Origin of the sequence: Fastidiosipila sp. (genome assembly GCA_012511175.1) — a bacterium.
Taxonomy (GTDB): domain Bacteria; phylum Bacillota; class Clostridia; order Saccharofermentanales; family DTU023; genus UBA4923.
In genome coordinates, this window is sequence record JAAZGO010000034.1 from 1 (window position 1) to 16752 (window position 16752).

Genomic DNA, 16752 nt, shown 5'->3' on the forward strand with positions numbered 1-16752 from the left:
CACAAATCCAATCTCTAAGCCTAGGATATTAGAAAGTGAGGACTATTTGAAGACCCTGGTTAACGGCATTTATTTCTTGGGCTTCGTTGCTTCCTATAACGGCATTTATTTATTGGGCGATATGGGGCAGGTTGACGATCCGGAGCGATCCCCTTATGATGATAACCGCGAGGTGTGGCGCAGTTGGCAGCGCGCTTGCTTTGGGAGCAAGAAGCCGCAGGTTCAAGTCCTGTCACCTCGACCAGCAGCAAAGAGTGCTCACACGCAGGAAAACCCCCGCGGCAACGCGGGGGTTTTTCTCTTAAGGGCCTGGGAGGGCACGATAGTCCTCTCAGCGGTTTAAAGGCAATAAACCAAGTTTGGTCGCAAATTCACAGTCAACCACATAACATGGGCCGCTGCCGTCACCCCAGGGATCCACGAGATACTCCGCCCATTCCTCCGGACTCAGATAGCCTATTACGCGATCCGGATCGTCTCCCTGATTGAAGGGCAGGACGGTTGTTTCGATTAGGAAGTATTCGCCTGTATTCCACCAGGTTTCAACGGCCACCTGAGCGTGACCGGGGGGGAAGACCAGCATCACATGCATGTCAGCAGAAAGGAGCGCACTGGCCATAACAAGCGCCGTCTCAATACAAACACCGCTGCGGCTGAGAAGAACGTCATCGGGCAGGAGAACCCGCTGGTGCAAGCCCTGCGTCATGGAGAAGGCACCCATGTTATAGCGCACGCCCATATCACTCATGGCGCCCTGGATCCCAAGTACCTGATAAAGGACATTCATGTAATACTCTTCCGGTCCAAAGAGTGCGCATAACTGATAGCCCTGAAAGGAATTAAATTGGCCATCAGTGGCTTCATTCAGCCATGTGATGGCCTTGCGCTTCAAATCGAGAATACCGTTGGATTCGGGAGTCAGCCAGGCCATGGCATTGTCAAGATTGGAGGATCCGAACTCGTCTTCCCAGAGAATGAAATCGTACTGGCTCATCAGTTTGATCGGAATACTTTCCTGAGCATAGCAGCGGCCGGATTCAAGGTCGGTGAGGGACACAACGATTTGCGCGTCCTTGCTGGAGCTCAAATTCAATTCACCGGTCAGCGGAGGAGGTTTAATATAGAAAGTCGTGATCTGTTCGGTAAGGGTCAACTTTTGTTCATAAGTTTGTGTGAAACCGGGTATTTCAACCTTCAACAAAATATCGGTGTCTTCACCCTCGACCGTTGCCGTGAGAATGACAAGGGAATCCACGGACGGGTAGAGGGACGGATAAACCGCCTCGGGATGTTTAAAATTGACCGTTACCTTCTTTTCAGCGCGCAGATAGCTGTATTCAGTCCAATCTGAATTCTGAACAGCCGCTTTCCCGTCTTCCGGGGAAGCTAGCAGAAGCCGTATATTCGATTTGAGCTCGTCGTGAAGAAGAAACAGGCCGGTACGCAGCCGTTCCAGTATCCGTTCGTGTTGAAAGACGGTCTCTTCGGTCAAGCGGATACGAAATTTTAGATCCTGAATAAAAACCCGATCCAAGGTATTAAAGATTGCATCAAGCCGTAAATGATCCGCAATGCCCTCGCTGAGAAGCTGCACAACGGTAATCAGTGACTCAGTGGCAGCTTTGAGGCTTTCCCCTAGTTCGAGGTACTTGGCATAGGTCGGCTGCATGAAAACGGGGCATGCCAATGCTTTAACCTTGTCGAAGGTCTCATCCACCAGATTGTATAAGTCGGTGGACATCAAGCCGAGATCGGTATAGCTGTCGGTATCAAAACTGTCGACGCTTTCCATCAAGGCATCCACATCTAAACGGAAGGTGAATAAGGCGATCAGATCTTCAAGCACAGACGTGGACTTTGCAAAATAGTGTTGTGCTGCGGCAATGGTCTGGTCGATCCGGCTGGATCCCCTGGTCGGAATCAGGTTGACCGCCTTTTCCATTTCCTCGAGCTGTTTCAAAAGGGCGTTCAGCTCAGCAACTTTTTTCCGCGTGACATACGCCTTTTCCTGTGCTTCCCGTGCGGCACCAGATTCAAGGTTTTTCCTCATGGAATCCAGATTCTGCTTTGCCGTCTTCAGATCTCCCTTGATGCTGGACTCGACCTTTTCAAAAATGGTGCCGGCATCTTTGAGGAATAAATCGATCTTCTGGAGTACAGCTTTGTCCTGATCTCCGTCCGGACCAGCATCCCGGCAACCCGGACAAGCGGCCAGCAGCAAGACAAGAAGAAAGCAAGTGAACCGTTTCATGCGACCTCCTCCTGGAAAAAGAAGACGTCATACCCACACAGCCGACGCTTTCGCTTTTCCAACCGGCATGAAATAGTCTGAATATTATACTCGATCAGGCGAAATTTTGCGCAAGGGTCAGGGAGTTGTGCAAATGATTCCGTGGCTGCAGAAGGCGTTTGAAGCGTGCTTGACAAAAACAGCTGCGCGATTATACTAATAGTACAAATCATACTTATCATACTTATGAACGGAGAGCCCAAGATGAGCAAACCCCAAGGCAAATACGCCTGGACGGTCAAGGTGGGGGAAAAGGGACAAATCGTTATCCCGAAAGAAGCCCGTCATCTATTTGACATCAATCCCGGTGACACTCTGATTATTTTGGGTGATGAACAACAAGGAATAGCGATACCTCCCAAAAATGCTTTCACTAAACTTATCGCTGCCATCTTTGGTGACACGATGCCTCTGGGAGAGAAAGGTGAATGAGTACAAGTCATTTCGCCGGGCGGCAGTACATCCTATTCGTGTGTGGAGAGCGGAATGGAATCGAAGGTTGGTCAGCCTGTCACAATGATCGAACTGTCTGTTTGGAAATTGGAAGTATAATGTTTGCAGAAGGATCAAGGATTGGAGGTCTGCCATGGATATTCCCGAACTTATGACCAAAAACTTCTTTTACCTCAAGGGTGATGAGTTGTTTTGCTCCTTCTTCGCCAACTCAGTTTACCCCTGGGATCTTCTGGCCTGCATCGGACCCTTCCTTATGGCTCTCGGCTCACAGCTTCCGGAAGAAAGATATGTTCGGACCGGCAAAGATGTCTGGATCGCGCGGTCAGCAAAAGTGGCCGGGTTTTCCACAATCAAAGGGCCGGCCATCATCGGTGAAGAAACTGAGGTGCGGCCCGGGGCCTTTATCCGTGGCAATGTCTTCGTCGGCGACCACTGTGTCATCGGGAATTCGACCGAGCTGAAAAACGCCATGCTGCTGGGACAAGTCGAAGCGCCTCATTTCAATTACATCGGCGACAGCATCCTTTCTTTTGGCGCCCACCTGGGAGCGGGAGTGATCACATCCAATTTGCGTTCGGACCGCAAGAATATCAAAGTCAGGCTGGGAAGTGCAGTCATGGAAACGGGCCTTCGCAAATTCGGTGCCATGATCGCTGAGAATGTTGAGATCGGCTGCAATGCTGTTTTGAGCCCAGGCGTTCTGATCGGGGCGGGGAGTATGATCTATCCCCTTTCCTTCGTGCGCCGGAGCGTTCCCCGCAATTCCATCTACAAAAATCAGGGTGAAGTGACCCACAGGCAGCTCTTCGAATAAATCACCGCCACGGCCGGCGGCCGGCTTATGTTAAAATGCAGGCATGATTCCTGCGCTTATCATTCTCTTTTTGAGTGCGCTTTTTCTTGTATGGCAGGGAACCCTGCCCCCGGAAATCGGCTTCACGCTGATGGCGATTTCTGTCAGCGCCATGATTTGGAAGCGGCTGCGCCGCATCCAGACACTCCGGCGGATACGCATGGAAACCAGGGAGAGAAAAGCGAAGTGGGGCGGAATCATGACCGTTGTCTCCGGACTGTCCAGCTTCACTGGCATGTCCTGCCACCTCTTTATCACGCGCAATGATGAGCTGATCGTTGAAGATCCGGCCGGTATCCGGATTATTCCTCTGTCGGAAATAGAACGTATGGGCCTGCTTTTCGGAAAAACGATCGAAAATTTAGGCGATCAGCAGCTTGTCAAGCAACTTGGCTTTCGTTCGATTCCAAACTTCTCAAGTGTCAGGGCCTGGGTGGCCAGGAATCCGAGAGCCCGAAAATATCTTCTGCTGGTTGTTCGTTTCCTGGAGCCTTTGAATGAACTCGAATACTCTGAGATGGTTGTCTTTTCCGACTTGGAAGGTCACGGCAATCTTAAATCATTCGCTCTGCGGCCGGAAGTGGCCGTTAAAACAGTCGTCCTGCCCAAGCGCGCCAAAGGCCGGGGCAGGACTTTAGGTGATATTACAGCGCCTGTTCCTGACAGGAAGAGCTTGAAATGATATGGAATGAATGAAGTTCATGCAACCGGAATACATGGCTGAAGAGGAGTTTGACCGGATAAGCAGCTGGAGCCGCCAGTTTTTCGAAGAAAATCGCCGGGCCCCCCGCTACCATATCCAGACTTTCGGCTGTCAGCAAAACGATCACGACAGCGAGATCGCAGCCGGCATGCTGGAAGAGATGGGCTTTAAAGAAACGTCCCTGATCGAGGAGGCGGAGCTCATACTCTTCAATACCTGCAGTGTGCGAGCCAGCGCCGAAGACCGGTTTTTCGGCCATCTGGGGCGATTGAAACCCCTCAAAAAGGATCCATTTCTCCTGATCGGCGTTCTGGGCTGCATGATGGAACTGGAAAACAATCGCGATACGCTCTTCCACACCTTTCCCCACGTCGATTTTCTGATAGGGGCCGGAGCCATGGACTTGCTTCCCCATGCACTTGACAGGCAGCTCCATGCCAGCAAGAAGAGAAGAATACTTGACTTGACCGGCAGGAATTGTGATCCTTTTGCGGCGGGCCGGCCCGTTAAACGGGAACGTCCTCACCGGGCGCTTATCACCATCATGACCGGCTGCAATAATTTTTGTTCCTACTGCATTGTCCCTTACACGCGGGGCCGGGAGAAAAGCCGTCCTTATGAACAGATCGTGGAAGAGGCGCGCCAAGCGGTCGGCTGTGGAGCGGCTGAGATTATGCTGCTCGGTCAAAATGTTAATTCCTATGGCAATGACATCCGGAGGTTGGGCGGCGCGGCTCCCACTTTCGCCGCACTGCTCGGCGAATTAAGCCGGTTGGATTCGCTGGGCATCCTGCGTTACATGACTTCACATCCCAAGGATCTTTCCGATGAGCTGATTGAAATGATCGGAACACATTTTCTTATCGAACCGCATATCCATCTCCCGATTCAGTCGGGCAGTGACCGCATTTTGAAGAAAATGAACCGGGGTTACACTTCCGCTCATTATCTTGAGCGGGTTCAAAAGCTTCGCCTCAGCCGGCCCGGCATTACCATTACAACGGACTTGATCGTCGGCTTTCCGGAAGAGACCGAAGAAGATTTTCAGGCAACCCTCCGTGTCATGGAGGAAGTGCGCTTTGACGCCGCCTTTACCTTCATTTACAGCCCAAGAAGCGGTACTCCGGCGGCATCCCGCCATCAAGCCTCCGACCGGCCTGCGGTTCAGGAACGATTCGAACGCCTGGTGGAATTGCAAAACAGGATCAGCCTCGAATCAAACCGTGCCCTGATCGGGCGCAAAGTTGAGGTTTTGGTCGACGGGCCCAGCCGGCGTGACCCGGAAATTCTGTCGGGCAGGACAAGGGATGACCGCCTGGTCAATTTTTCTCTTGATGACATAACCTCCTTACACGGGAAGGATGGTCGTCATCATGACTTGCTTGCCGGCTCCTTCGTGCCCGTCGAAATAGAAGAGGCGGGATCTTTTTCGCTGCTGGGCCGTGCCTGCATCGCCCCGAATGATCCCGGAGGTGAGAAAGCCCGATGAGTCTGACCTTTGATCAAATCGACAAGACACGCATCACCCCTATGATGCGCCAGCTGATTGAAGTTAAAGAAAAGCACCCCGACTGCCTGATTTTTTTCAGGCTCGGGGACTTCTATGAACTATTCTTTGACGACGCCCTGACCGCTTCCCGCGAACTGGAGCTGGCCTTGACGGGGAGGGACTGCGGCCTTGAAGACAGGGCGCCCATGTGTGGTGTCCCTCACCACGCAGCGGATTCCTATCTTAAGAAGCTTCTGGCCAGGGGCTACAAAGTTGCTGTCTGCGACCAGGTTGAAGACCCGGCAGAGGCCAGGGGACTGGTTGACAGGGAAGTGGTAAGAATATTGACGCCTGGCACGCAGATCGATCCGGATCAGCTCGATTCCCAGTCCTATCGCTATCTTTGTGCCGTCTGCCAGTTCAGCGACGCTTACGGGCTGGCTGCCTGCGATTTGTCCTCAGGCCGTTTTGAGACGACAGAGATGTTGTCCAGCCAGGCCGAAGTCCAACTGTTCGATGAATTGTCGAGGCTGAAGCCGGTTGAATACCTTGTCAATGAAAGATTCGCCAAAAACACAAAATTTCTCAATCTTGTTCAGCAGCAGGAAGTCATTTATACCGTCCTCGCGGATGATATTTTTGGACTGGAAGAAGCCCGCCAAAAGGGGCTGACTTTTTCTGATTCCGAGATGCTCTGGCCGCGGGCATCCGCTGCCCTGCTCACTTACCTGGAGAACACCCAGAAAAAAGTACCCGGGCAAATTGGAACCATCCAACCCTACGCGCTAAGGGATTACATGCTGCTCGACCGGTCGACGCGAAGCAATCTGGAAATAACGGAAACGATCCGGGACAGGAAGCGGCGGGGCAGCCTCCTGTGGGCCGTTGACCGCACACAAACCGCCATGGGAGCCAGACTGCTGCGGTCCTGGTTGGAACAGCCTCTGATTGATCCTGGAAGGATACTGCGGCGTCAATCTTCTGTCGCCTCACTCCTGGGCCAATTTGTATCCAGGCAAGCCCTCCGTGATGCGCTGGCCGGTCTTTACGATATTGAGCGGCTGTCTGGCAAAATCGCTTCAGGCACGGTGAATCCCCGGGATCTGTCGGCCTTGAAGGGAGTGCTGGAACGCCTGCCGGGCCTTCGTTCCCTCTTGGAGGATTTTGAGGACGACGGCCTGAGAGATCTGTATGGATCCATCTTTGAGCTGAAAGAGCTGGCCTCGTTTTTGTCCGCAGCCCTGGCTGATGATCCACCGCTCCTGATCACAGAGGGCGGCATCTTCAGGCCTGGATTCAATGAGGAGCTGGACCAATTGGCGGATGCAGCCGAACACGGTCGCGACTTTCTGCTCTCGCTGGAAGCTAAAGAACGTGAGGCTACCGGGATCAAGAACCTTAAAGTCGGCTATAACCGGGTGTTCGGCTACTACTATGAAGTGTCGCGGGGCCAGCTTGACAAGGTCCCGGGGCACTTCACCCGCAAGCAGACCCTTGTCAACTCCGAGCGCTTCATCACTCCTGAGCTGAAAGAAAAGGAAGATAAAATACTGGGTGCCGACCAAAAACGCAAAGCGCTCGAATATGAACTCTTCACAGAAATCCGCTCAAAGGTCGCCCGGGATCTGCCCCAACTGCAGGCAACAGCCAGGGCCCTGGCAAGACTCGATGTTCTGCTGTCACTGGCTGAAGTTGCCGACAAACATAAGTATTGCCGGCCCGAAATCAGGAAGAGCCGGGAACTTGTTATCTGTGGCGGGCGGCACTGCGTTGTTGAGCAAACCCTTCGAGGTAAGAGTGATTTTGTCGCCAATGACCTCGAGCTGGATGGAGACGAAAGGCGAGTCATGGTGCTGACCGGCCCCAACATGTCAGGCAAGTCAACCTACATGCGTCAGGCAGCGATCATTGTTCTGCTGGCTCAGGTCGGCAGCTTCGTGCCGGCCGATTCAGCCGTCATCGGGATTGTTGACCGGATCATGACGCGTGTCGGCGCCTCGGACGATCTGGCGGGCGGGCAATCGACCTTCATGGTTGAGATGACTGAAGTGGCTTTAATCCTTGATCAGGCCAGTCCGACAAGCCTTCTCATTCTGGACGAAATTGGCCGCGGCACCGGAACAGCAGATGGTTTGTCCATCGCCTGGTCCGTCATCGAATACATTTCTGACCCCGCTCTCCTGGGCGCGAGGGCTCTTTTTGCGACGCATTACCATGAATTGATCGACCTGGGCAATCGCCTGCCAGGTGTCTTCAACGCTCATTTTGATGTTGCTGAACGCGACGGGGACATCGTCTTTCTCCATCAGGTCAGACCGGGGGGAGCCAATGAGAGTTACGGCATCGATGTCGCCAAGCTGGCCGGCGTTCCAGGTACAGTTGTTGACCGGGCGCGTGAACTGATGGCTCACTTGGAGCAGACAGGCCGGGATAAACGCAGAATCGTCAAACGTCAGGCCAGGGCCATGGATGGCCAGCAGGATTTGTTCAGCGGAGCCCAGTCGGTCCGGACAGCTGACCAGATCATCGGACGTCTTGAAGAGGCGGACATTGACAACATGCGGCCGGTTGATGCCTACGGCCTCCTGATTGATCTGAAGGAGCTGGCCCTGCGCCGCAAAAGACAAAGCATGGAGGAAAAGGAGTGACCCATGGCTTTGATACATAGACTCGACAAACAAACCATTAACAGCATTGCGGCCGGGGAAGTCATTGAACGCCCCGCTTCTGTCGCCAAGGAATTGATTGAGAACGCCCTGGATGCCGGGGCTTCTCTCGTCAGGCTGTCCATCGAGCGCGGTGGAATCAAAAGCCTGGCCTGTGAGGATGACGGCGGCGGGATGGCCCCTGAGGATGCGCTCCTGGCCCCGGAGAGCCACGCGACAAGCAAACTGGCCCGGACGGAGGATCTGTACCGCCTTGAAACCATGGGCTTTCGCGGAGAAGCACTGCCTTCCATCGCGGCTGTATCACGTCTGGAGCTGAGAACCCGGCGTCGGGAGGATCCTGAGGGTACCCGGCTTATTGTGGAGGGCGGGGAGAGGACCTTTGAAGGAAGCTGCGGCATGGCCCCCGGAACCATGATTCTTTGCCGTGACCTCTTTTACAATGTGCCGGCACGCTACAAATTCCTTCGTTCCGATGCCTCGGAAGCCGGAGCCATCGCCGGAATAGCGGGGAAAATTGCCTTGACCCGGCCGGATGTCTCCTTTCGCCTCGAGCGAAATGACGACGGCAGGGAACTTCTTTACACACCCGGTGATAACCAGCTGCTCAGTGCCATTTATGCGGTCTTCGGTCAGGAGACAGCCTCGGCCATGCAGGCCCTGTCCGGCGATGACCCGCCCGTCAAAATCACAGGGTTTATGACGGGGCCCTCCGCAGGGCGCCACAATCGGTCCAGGCAGGTTTTCATTGTCAACGACCGCGTGATTCAATCGCCTGTCCTTAGAAGCGCGGTCGATGAAGCCTGCAAGACCTGGTTTATGAAAGGCCGCTATCCTCAGCTGGTTCTCAAACTTGTCATTCCCCCCAATCTGGTCGACGTCAATGTCCATCCTCAAAAAACTGAAATACGTTTTTGGGAAGACCGGGCCGTCTTTCGCGCCGTCTTTCACACGGTGCGTGCGGCACTTGAGGAGCAGGCAAAGATCGTTCAGTCTTCCCCGGTCCAGGAAACTGAGAAAAGAGCCAGCCAGGATGCTAGGTCCCGGCAAGTGGAAATGAGGCCGGCCGGTTCCCTGTGGCCGGATCAGCCATCCGGGGAAAGCCATGCAAGTGGACAGGCCGGAACCGGTCTGACCATCGAAGACGGGCCAGCCCGGGCAGACAAAACGGCCGTTAAAGAACGCGATGAGGACATTGCCTCCCTTTTGGATGCCCGCCTGATCGGAACTCTCCTTGACACCTACATCCTGCTTGATGACGGCCAGTCGCTCATCCTGATTGACCAGCACGCAGCGCATGAGCGGATTTTATACGAGGAACTGCTGAAGAAGCGGGCAGAAAAGGGAGGATTGCGAGCCGCCTCACAGCTCTTGATGACTCCCTTGAGGGTGGAGGTCAATGAGCAGGAGAGGGTACTGCTCGAAGAGGAGCCGGAACACTTCAAATTACTGGGATTTGACTTCGAGCCCTTCGGTGAACATACCATTGCCCTGAGAGCAGTTCCAGTCGCAAGGCCGGACGGCCGGTCAACCATGGATTCCCTGGCCGCTTTTCGCGCAGCGCTTGATGCGATGACAAGCGCCCGCCAGACCGGGAGCATCCCTGACGATGACGAAATATTGCACCAAATTGCCTGCAAGGCCGCTGTGAAGGCCCATGACCGCCTGAGTGAGGAAGAAATCAGAATTCTCATCCAAGCCCTGACCGCGCTTGCCAATCCCTACCATTGCCCGCACGGGCGCCCCGCAGTCCTCCGCTTCAGCCGGCAGGACCTTGAAAAGCGATTCGGGAGAATTGTCTAGATGCCCGAAACCAAGCTGCAAGCCGGTCTTTACCGCTCGTCTTTCTTTGATGAGCTCTTTGAAAGACTCCTGTCCCTGGTCCTGCAGAACCCATCGGCGATTCCTGTGATTACCGGGCCGACGGCGGCGGGCAAGTCGCGGATGGCCTTAAAGCTGGCGGCAAAAACCAGCGGGGAAATCGTGTCAGTTGACGCCATGCAGGTTTATCGCGGATTTGACATTGGCACGGCCAAGCCTTCCCGGGAAGACCGTGCAGCCATCCCGCACCATCTGCTCGATATTCTGGATCCCTGCGAGGAGATCAGTGTGGCCGCCTTCACCGAACGCGCGGTGAAACTGCTTCAGTCACTATTGGAGGCACAAAAAAAACCCATCCTCTGCGGAGGCAGCGTCCAATATGTTTCAGCCCTGCTGGATGGAATCCGGTTTAGCGCGCCCAAACCGGATCCCGGTTTGCGGAGCAGGATCGCAAAACAGGTCGATGAACGGGGTCTGGAAGCTTCCTGGCAACGGATGCGGCAAATGGACCCTCAGGCAGCGGCTTCGGTCAATCCCGCTGACAGGCGCCGGATCATCCGTTTTTTTGAACTTCTTCAACAGACGGGAATGACCAAAACAGCCCTGAATGAAATGTCCAGGGCCTCAGGCCCGCCCTTTCCTTTTCTTCCTGTCTGGCTCGACCTTTCTCCAAGACAGGCGCTTTATGACCTGATTGACCGGCGTGTTGATGCCATGTATGAGGCGGGCCTGCTGGGTGAGGTCCGGGGCCTGATGGAGCAATACCCCCGGTACAGGGAGTGTCCCGCATTCCGGGGAATAGGTTACCGTCAGGCAGTCTCCCTGCTGGAGGGAGAGGTCAGCGAGCGTGAAAGCCGTGAACTGACTGCGCGCGCAACACGCCGCTATGCCAAACGGCAGCAGACCTGGCTCCGCCAAAGGAAAGACCTGACCATTTTGCTGCTTGAACAGAAACCTGCTTGACAAAAAAGCGGAATTTCGCTGTGAACGAAAATTCCGGCCTCCCCGTGCCCTATTCTGTAATGGCATTCCGCCTTTGGATCAGAAAAGGAGTCTTTCATGGAGCAGTATAATCAAACAGTTGCCAAAGATACCAATAAACTGCCAGTCTCTCAAACCATCCGGATTCAGGAAACATTTTTAAACCATTGCAGGCGTGAAAAAATCAATGTGGTCATCCAGCTCTTCGACCAGTCCATCATCGAGGGACTGATCATCGGCTTTGACCGTGATTCCATCGTGGTTGCTTCACGCGGAACCCAGCAGCTGCTCTACAAGTCATCCATCGTCTGTATCAAGCCTTTTGAGGAGCTGCATCTGATTTTTAATGAAGCCAGGCGGTCACGGACGAGTATAAAATACCCGCGGGTTATCTCACACGCGCCTCTGGGACGGCACTGATCAGACATTCATTCGCAGCAAGCCCCGGACGACACCGAGGATCATGGTGTCGTCACGGTCAAGAGGGATATCCTGGTAGCGCTCGTTTTCGGGGTGAAGGTAATAGTTGCCGCCCGGATGACGTTTCAGGGTTTTGACGGTCGCTTCGTCATCCAGAAGGGCTACAACGATTTCTCCCTCATCGGCGGTACTCTGTTTTTCGATGATGACAATATCACCATCCAGGATGGCTGCCCCGGTCATGCTGTCTCCTTCAATCCTCAAGGCAAAGACCGATTCGGCCCCCGGGCGTATGGGGAAAGGGAGAGGGAGCATCCGCTCAACATTTTCTGCTGCCAGGATAGGCTTGCCTGCTGTTACTGTTCCGACCAGAGGGATCTGCTGCAACGATTCAGTTTCCAGACCGGGGACGCGAATGGAGCGCCGCTTACCTGAATCCATCTCGATGCGGCCTTCTTCCGCCAGCCGCTTTAAATGACTGTAAACCGTCGAGGTGGATCGTAAACCGACTCCCTGTCCGATATCACGTACAGAAGGGGCATAGGAATTCTTTTTGATGTAATCGCAGATGAACTCGTAGACCGCTTCGAGTGTCTCCTCAACGTTGGCGCGGGTGAAAGGGTAAGGCTTTTTCATAAGGACCTCCCATATGACTGCTGAAGAAGCGGGAACAATCTTTCTTTATTCCTATCATAACAAAACAATTGTTCACTATCAAGCGGGGAGGGGACGCTTGATTTTTCGGGCCGTATGCTAAAATAAACGCGATCAGGAGCATGACCATGCAGGAGCAAATTTCCGACAACCGAAGACCAGGCCGAGAGCCGCCGCGCAGGAACCAGCCGGATGGGAACCGTCCGCGGCCACAGGCCGAGAGCCGGATGAGCCGGAAACATACTTTCCTGACCAAATACTATGAACCTGTCCGCGGCAGCATCAAGGAAGATGCACGGACCGGTCACAGGATTTACCGGCTCAAGGGTTACACGACGGTCGACAAGATCAACAGAAAATTCCAGCAGGAGCGCAACCAGAGAACCCTGAGGAATATTCTTACTTTTTTGATGCTGGTGATCCTGCTTGTCATTCTGTTTGCCATCTACAATCCATTTGCCAATGTGGATGAGCTGAAAAAGATCACGGGCGAAGACAGCCTTTACAAAAAGCAGCGTCAGTCGGCCACAACGGAAATAGTCCCGAATTTTCCATGAAGGGGCCAGCAGGGCCAATTTGCATTGCTTCAGGATGCTTTTAAAATAACTTGAACCATGAACTGTCCGGTTTGTAACCGTTTAAATGCTTGTTTTTCAGGTATCCGGGGAGTATTGAAACTTGGGAACCCTTTTCCGTGTAATTCTAAAGCCAGCTGTCTTGTACTTCGTAAAATTTATATTTTACGAAGTATTATTCCGGGAATCCACCCCTTACCCCATCAGTCTTCCCTGGAGAATTTCGAGGATGGCCCCGCGCTCGTCTTCCGGTTTTGACGCCGCCAGAAGATTCAGAGCGATCCTGGCACCCTGATCCATATTATGGGAGCCGGCCAGGACCATGAATTCGTCCGGACGAACTTCCGCCAAGACTCTTTTGATGGAATCAGTCAAATTTTCTTCATAGGTAAAGTCATAACCGGCCGCCTGGAGATCCTCTGTAACCGCCAGGTATTCTTTCTCCAGAACATGATCACGCTTTTTTGCCGTATCCCGGCTGGATGTCAGTACGAAGTCCTGCCAATTGATCCGATCCCGGAACTCGCGAAACTGGCCGATCACCTCCCGGTTGACCTCCACGCCGCGGCTGCCCCGTATGGCATAAATGATCCGGACCGGCCTGCCCTCTGTCATGACGGCCAGGGCCTCCAGCATCTTGCGCGTATTGTCTTCATCACTGATGTGATCGTCGATCAGGGTAAATTCTTTTTGATAAATAATCTGCAGACGGCGTTCTACGCCGGGAAAAGCCGATAGTGACCGGATGGCATCCTGGGGGCGGATCCCGCAACTGGCTGCCAAAATAACGGCCGCCATGGCATTGTAGATGGAGTGGCGTCCGGGCACCCTCAGGCTGACTGGCCATCGTCCCTGTTGGAAGGTTTCGCGCTTCAGATTCAAAGGCCGGCGGAACAGCAGGTCAAATTGCGGGATCCCGCCCGGCAAGGTTACCTTTTCAGCTGAAACATCTGCTTTGGGATTGTTGATTCCAATGGAAATCACTTCCCCCGGGGTCTCGTGGCGGAGTTGATAGACCTCGGGCTGGTCCCGGTTCAGGATGACAGGAATTCCGCGTGCCACATCTCTCACCAGTTTGGCTTTCGCCTGGCTGTAGGCTTCAAAAGAGCCATGATCCGGCATGTGATCGGGTGTAATATTCAAATAGGCCACGGCATCGTATTCAATGCCAAACACCCGGTACTGTGCCTCGGCGATCGAGGAAACCTCCATGGATACCACCTTGACGCCCTCATCGAGGAATTCTCTCAACATGGCGTGGAGGTCCGTACTTTCGGGAGTTGTCAGTACCGACTGGGTCTTTTGGGCACCATGACCATAGGCAACAGAACCAATCAGGGAGGTCATGACACCGTGATCGGTCAGAATGTGCTGAACCATGGACGTGGTGGTTGTCTTGCCGTTTGTACCCGTCACTCCGATCATAAAGAGCCCCCGGTCCGGATAGCTGAAAAAGGCACGTGAAAGCTCGGCCTGGGCGCGCCTGGCATTGGGGACCCGGATTTCCGCAAGCTCTTTTCGGAAGGCAGGCCGCTCGCAGACGATGGCCACAGCCCCTTTGGAAACGGCCTCATCAATAAAAAGATGGCCGTCAGTCAGGGCGCCTGGAATGGCGACAAAGACGAAGTCTTTTTCAAGCCGGCGCGAATCACAGGTCACACCCCGGATCACTGGATCATCCGGCATGGACAGGATTTGGCCCTGGGATAAAACGGCAACTAATTCTGACAGGCGCATGGCGGGTTCCTTCAGATCCAGCCCTGGCGGATCAGCAGCTCGGCTGTCAGGATGGAGCCGCCTGCGGCCCCTCGGATCAGGTTGTTGGACAGACAAATGAACTTGTAGTCGAAGATGGGATCGGGACGCAGCCGGCCGATGGAGATGCCCATGCCATCACCGGATCCGCTGTCGAGTTTGGGCTGAGGCCGGTCATTCTCCTCAAAATAGCTCAATAGCGGCCTGGGTGCCGATGGCAGATCCAGTTCCTCCAGCGGACTGGTGAAGTTTTTCCAGCGTGCCACCATGGTATCAGGGTCGATTTTTTGCTTCAAACGTACCGAAACGGCCGCCAAATGACCGATTTCTACCGGTGCCCGCACGCATTGGGCTGAAATATAGGGTTTTTCTGCCATTTTGATGTGATTTCCCTGGTATTGGCCCCAGATTTTCAAGGGTTCTTTTTCAGTTTTTTCTTCCTCATCCTTGATGAAGGGAATCATGTTGTCCTGCATTTCAGGCCAGTCGGGCAGGTGCCTGCCAGCTCCTGTCACAGCCTGGCAGGTGGTGACGAAGACTTCTTCAATCCCTAAGTCCAGAAGCGGCGTCAAAGCCGGCACAAAACTTGGGAGCGAACAATTCGGCAGGACAACGACAAATCCTCTGGGAGTATTCAGCCGCTTTCGCTGGCTTTCGATCAGTCTGGTATGATCAGGATTTATCTCTGGTATGACTAATGGAATATCTGGTAGCCAACGGGTCGCCTCGTTATTGGAAACGACAGGTATCCCCTCCCCTGCGATCTGTTCCTCCAGCTGGATCAGCCGGCGGTTTTCCATATCGACTGCACTGAAAATGAAATCAACTTCCTTTTTTAGCCGGTCTATTTCGCCGGTTCCCATCACTACAAGATCGCTGACAGAATCCGGTATGGATCTGTCCAGCCGCCAGGAGCCCTCCACGGCAGCCCTGTAGCTTTTGCCCTGGGAACGGGGCGACGCCATCACCGCCTTGACCTCCAGCCAGGGGTGATCTTCAAGAAGGAGCGCCAGCGTCTGCCCAACCAACCCCGTTGCTCCCAGAATACCGACCCTGTATTGTTTCATGCAGCTGCCCTCCTCCTTTCGGCCGACTTTCTGCACACAGCGCAAGTATATCAATTATTCCGGCATCCTGAAAGAATTCCATGGCGTGATAAAATGGAGTCAATGAAGTCAGAAAAAGATCAACCGATTGACTCCTTTCCCCGTCTGGAAGAATTTCTGGGCTACATCCAGGCCATCCTGGAGCGCTCGGAAGGGACGGTACGCCAATACCGCTATGATCTTGTCCTCTTCTTCCGCTTCCTGCTCGCCGGCAACCGCGCTTTGCAGCCGGAGGACGAAGCCTGGGAGCAGATCGATATCTCCACAGTCAATGATTCCTTTTTGAGGTCTCTGCAATTGTCCGACTTGTACTCTTTTATTACCTGGCTTGCGGCTGCCAGGAAAACTGCACCATCGACCCGGGCGCGCCGGACCTCATCCCTTCGCACTTTCTTCGACTACCTGACATCCAAAGCCCAGGTTCTTTCGGAGAATGTGGCTGCCAACCTGGAGTCGCCCAAACAGGTTAAAAGACTGCCGCGCCATCTCTCGCTGGAGGAAAGCCGCCAATTGCTTGATGCGGCGTCCAAAGAGGCATCCCGTTTTTCGTCGCGCGATTACTGTATCCTGACGCTCTTTTTGAATTGCGGGCTGCGGTTGTCCGAGCTGTGCGGGATTGATCTGTCTTCATGGCGCGGAGATACGCTGACGGTGATCGGCAAGGGCAACAAAGAGCGGACCATTTACCTGAACGGCGCCTGTGTCAAGGCCATTGAAGATTATCTGCCCGACCGGATCACCCCGGTCAAGGCTGACAGTGATGCACTCTTCATCTCCAGGCTGGGCAAGCGGGCGACGCCGCGGGCCGTGCAGAATATCATCAAGAAATACATTATGTCTGCCGGCCTTGATCCTGACCGCTATTCAACGCACAAGCTCAGGCACACCGCCGCCACCCTGATGTATCAGTACGGAGAGGTGGACATCCGGAGTCTGCAGGCAATCCTGGGGCACTCCTCGGTAGCCACCACCGAAATCTACAC

The 16752-nt window shown here is 54.0% G+C and carries 14 protein-coding genes and 1 tRNA gene; 11 read left to right on the forward strand and 4 right to left on the reverse strand.

What is annotated here, in order from left to right:
• Positions 1-168: 168 nt before the first annotated feature.
• Positions 169-244, forward strand: a tRNA-Pro gene (locus tag GX839_07365).
• Between the two features lie 87 nt (positions 245-331).
• On the opposite strand, the gene GX839_07370 is transcribed toward GX839_07365, so the two are convergent.
• The gene (locus GX839_07370; protein NLB05270.1) at positions 332-2251 is read right to left on the reverse strand and encodes a hypothetical protein; all 1920 of its coding nucleotides are present in this window, start codon (positions 2249-2251) and stop codon (positions 332-334) included.
• A 243-nt stretch (positions 2252-2494) separates the two neighbouring features.
• Here GX839_07370 and GX839_07375 point away from each other — a divergent pair, with 243 nt between their 5' ends.
• The 8 genes from GX839_07375 (at position 2495) to GX839_07410 (ending at position 11679) form a co-directional block, all read left to right on the forward strand.
• Positions 2495-2722: an AbrB/MazE/SpoVT family DNA-binding domain-containing protein gene (locus GX839_07375; GenBank protein NLB05271.1), complete on the forward strand. Its 228-nt coding sequence runs from the start codon at positions 2495-2497 to the stop codon at positions 2720-2722.
• Between the two features lie 154 nt (positions 2723-2876).
• The gene (locus GX839_07380) at positions 2877-3560 is read left to right on the forward strand and encodes a UDP-N-acetylglucosamine pyrophosphorylase (GenBank protein NLB05272.1); all 684 of its coding nucleotides are present in this window, start codon (positions 2877-2879) and stop codon (positions 3558-3560) included.
• 43 nt (positions 3561-3603) lie between these two features.
• The gene (locus GX839_07385; GenBank protein ID NLB05273.1) at positions 3604-4281 is read left to right on the forward strand and encodes a hypothetical protein; all 678 of its coding nucleotides are present in this window, start codon (positions 3604-3606) and stop codon (positions 4279-4281) included.
• 19 nt (positions 4282-4300) lie between these two features.
• Positions 4301-5791 carry a tRNA (N6-isopentenyl adenosine(37)-C2)-methylthiotransferase MiaB gene (miaB, locus tag GX839_07390; GenBank protein NLB05274.1) on the forward strand — a complete coding sequence of 497 codons (1491 nt, stop codon included), beginning with the start codon at positions 4301-4303 and terminating at the stop codon, positions 5789-5791.
• A complete protein-coding gene (gene mutS, locus GX839_07395) occupies positions 5788-8439 on the forward strand; it encodes a DNA mismatch repair protein MutS (GenBank protein ID NLB05275.1) in 2652 nt (883 codons plus the stop codon). Before miaB ends, mutS begins: the two co-directional genes overlap by 4 nt.
• A gap of 3 nt (positions 8440-8442) precedes the next feature.
• Entirely contained in the window at positions 8443-10260 is a 1818-nt protein-coding gene (mutL, locus tag GX839_07400; protein ID NLB05276.1) for a DNA mismatch repair endonuclease MutL, read from the forward strand.
• Complete coding sequence (gene miaA / locus GX839_07405; GenBank protein ID NLB05277.1) at positions 10261-11241, forward strand: tRNA (adenosine(37)-N6)-dimethylallyltransferase MiaA; 981 nt, start codon at positions 10261-10263, stop codon at positions 11239-11241.
• Positions 11242-11337: 96 nt separating this feature from the next.
• Entirely contained in the window at positions 11338-11679 is a 342-nt protein-coding gene (locus GX839_07410) for a hypothetical protein (protein ID NLB05278.1), read from the forward strand.
• Here the strand turns inward: GX839_07410 and lexA are convergent, their stop codons facing one another.
• Entirely contained in the window at positions 11680-12315 is a 636-nt protein-coding gene (gene lexA / locus GX839_07415; GenBank protein NLB05279.1) for a transcriptional repressor LexA, read from the reverse strand.
• 245 nt (positions 12316-12560) lie between these two features.
• Here lexA and GX839_07420 point away from each other — a divergent pair, with 245 nt between their 5' ends.
• Positions 12561-12890, forward strand: coding sequence for a hypothetical protein (locus GX839_07420; protein ID NLB05280.1), 330 nt, complete (start codon positions 12561-12563; stop codon positions 12888-12890).
• Positions 12891-13103: 213 nt separating this feature from the next.
• On the opposite strand, the gene GX839_07425 is transcribed toward GX839_07420, so the two are convergent.
• A complete protein-coding gene (locus tag GX839_07425; protein ID NLB05281.1) occupies positions 13104-14645 on the reverse strand; it encodes a hypothetical protein in 1542 nt (513 codons plus the stop codon).
• An 11-nt stretch (positions 14646-14656) separates the two neighbouring features.
• Positions 14657-15730 (reverse strand): aspartate-semialdehyde dehydrogenase, encoded by a 1074-nt coding sequence (gene asd / locus GX839_07430; protein ID NLB05282.1) that lies wholly within the window; start codon positions 15728-15730, stop codon positions 14657-14659.
• Positions 15731-15832: 102 nt separating this feature from the next.
• On the opposite strand from asd, the gene GX839_07435 reads away from it, so the two are divergent.
• Positions 15833-16752, forward strand: a 920-nt coding sequence (locus tag GX839_07435) for a tyrosine recombinase XerC (protein ID NLB05283.1), incomplete at its 3' end; no start/stop codon positions are given.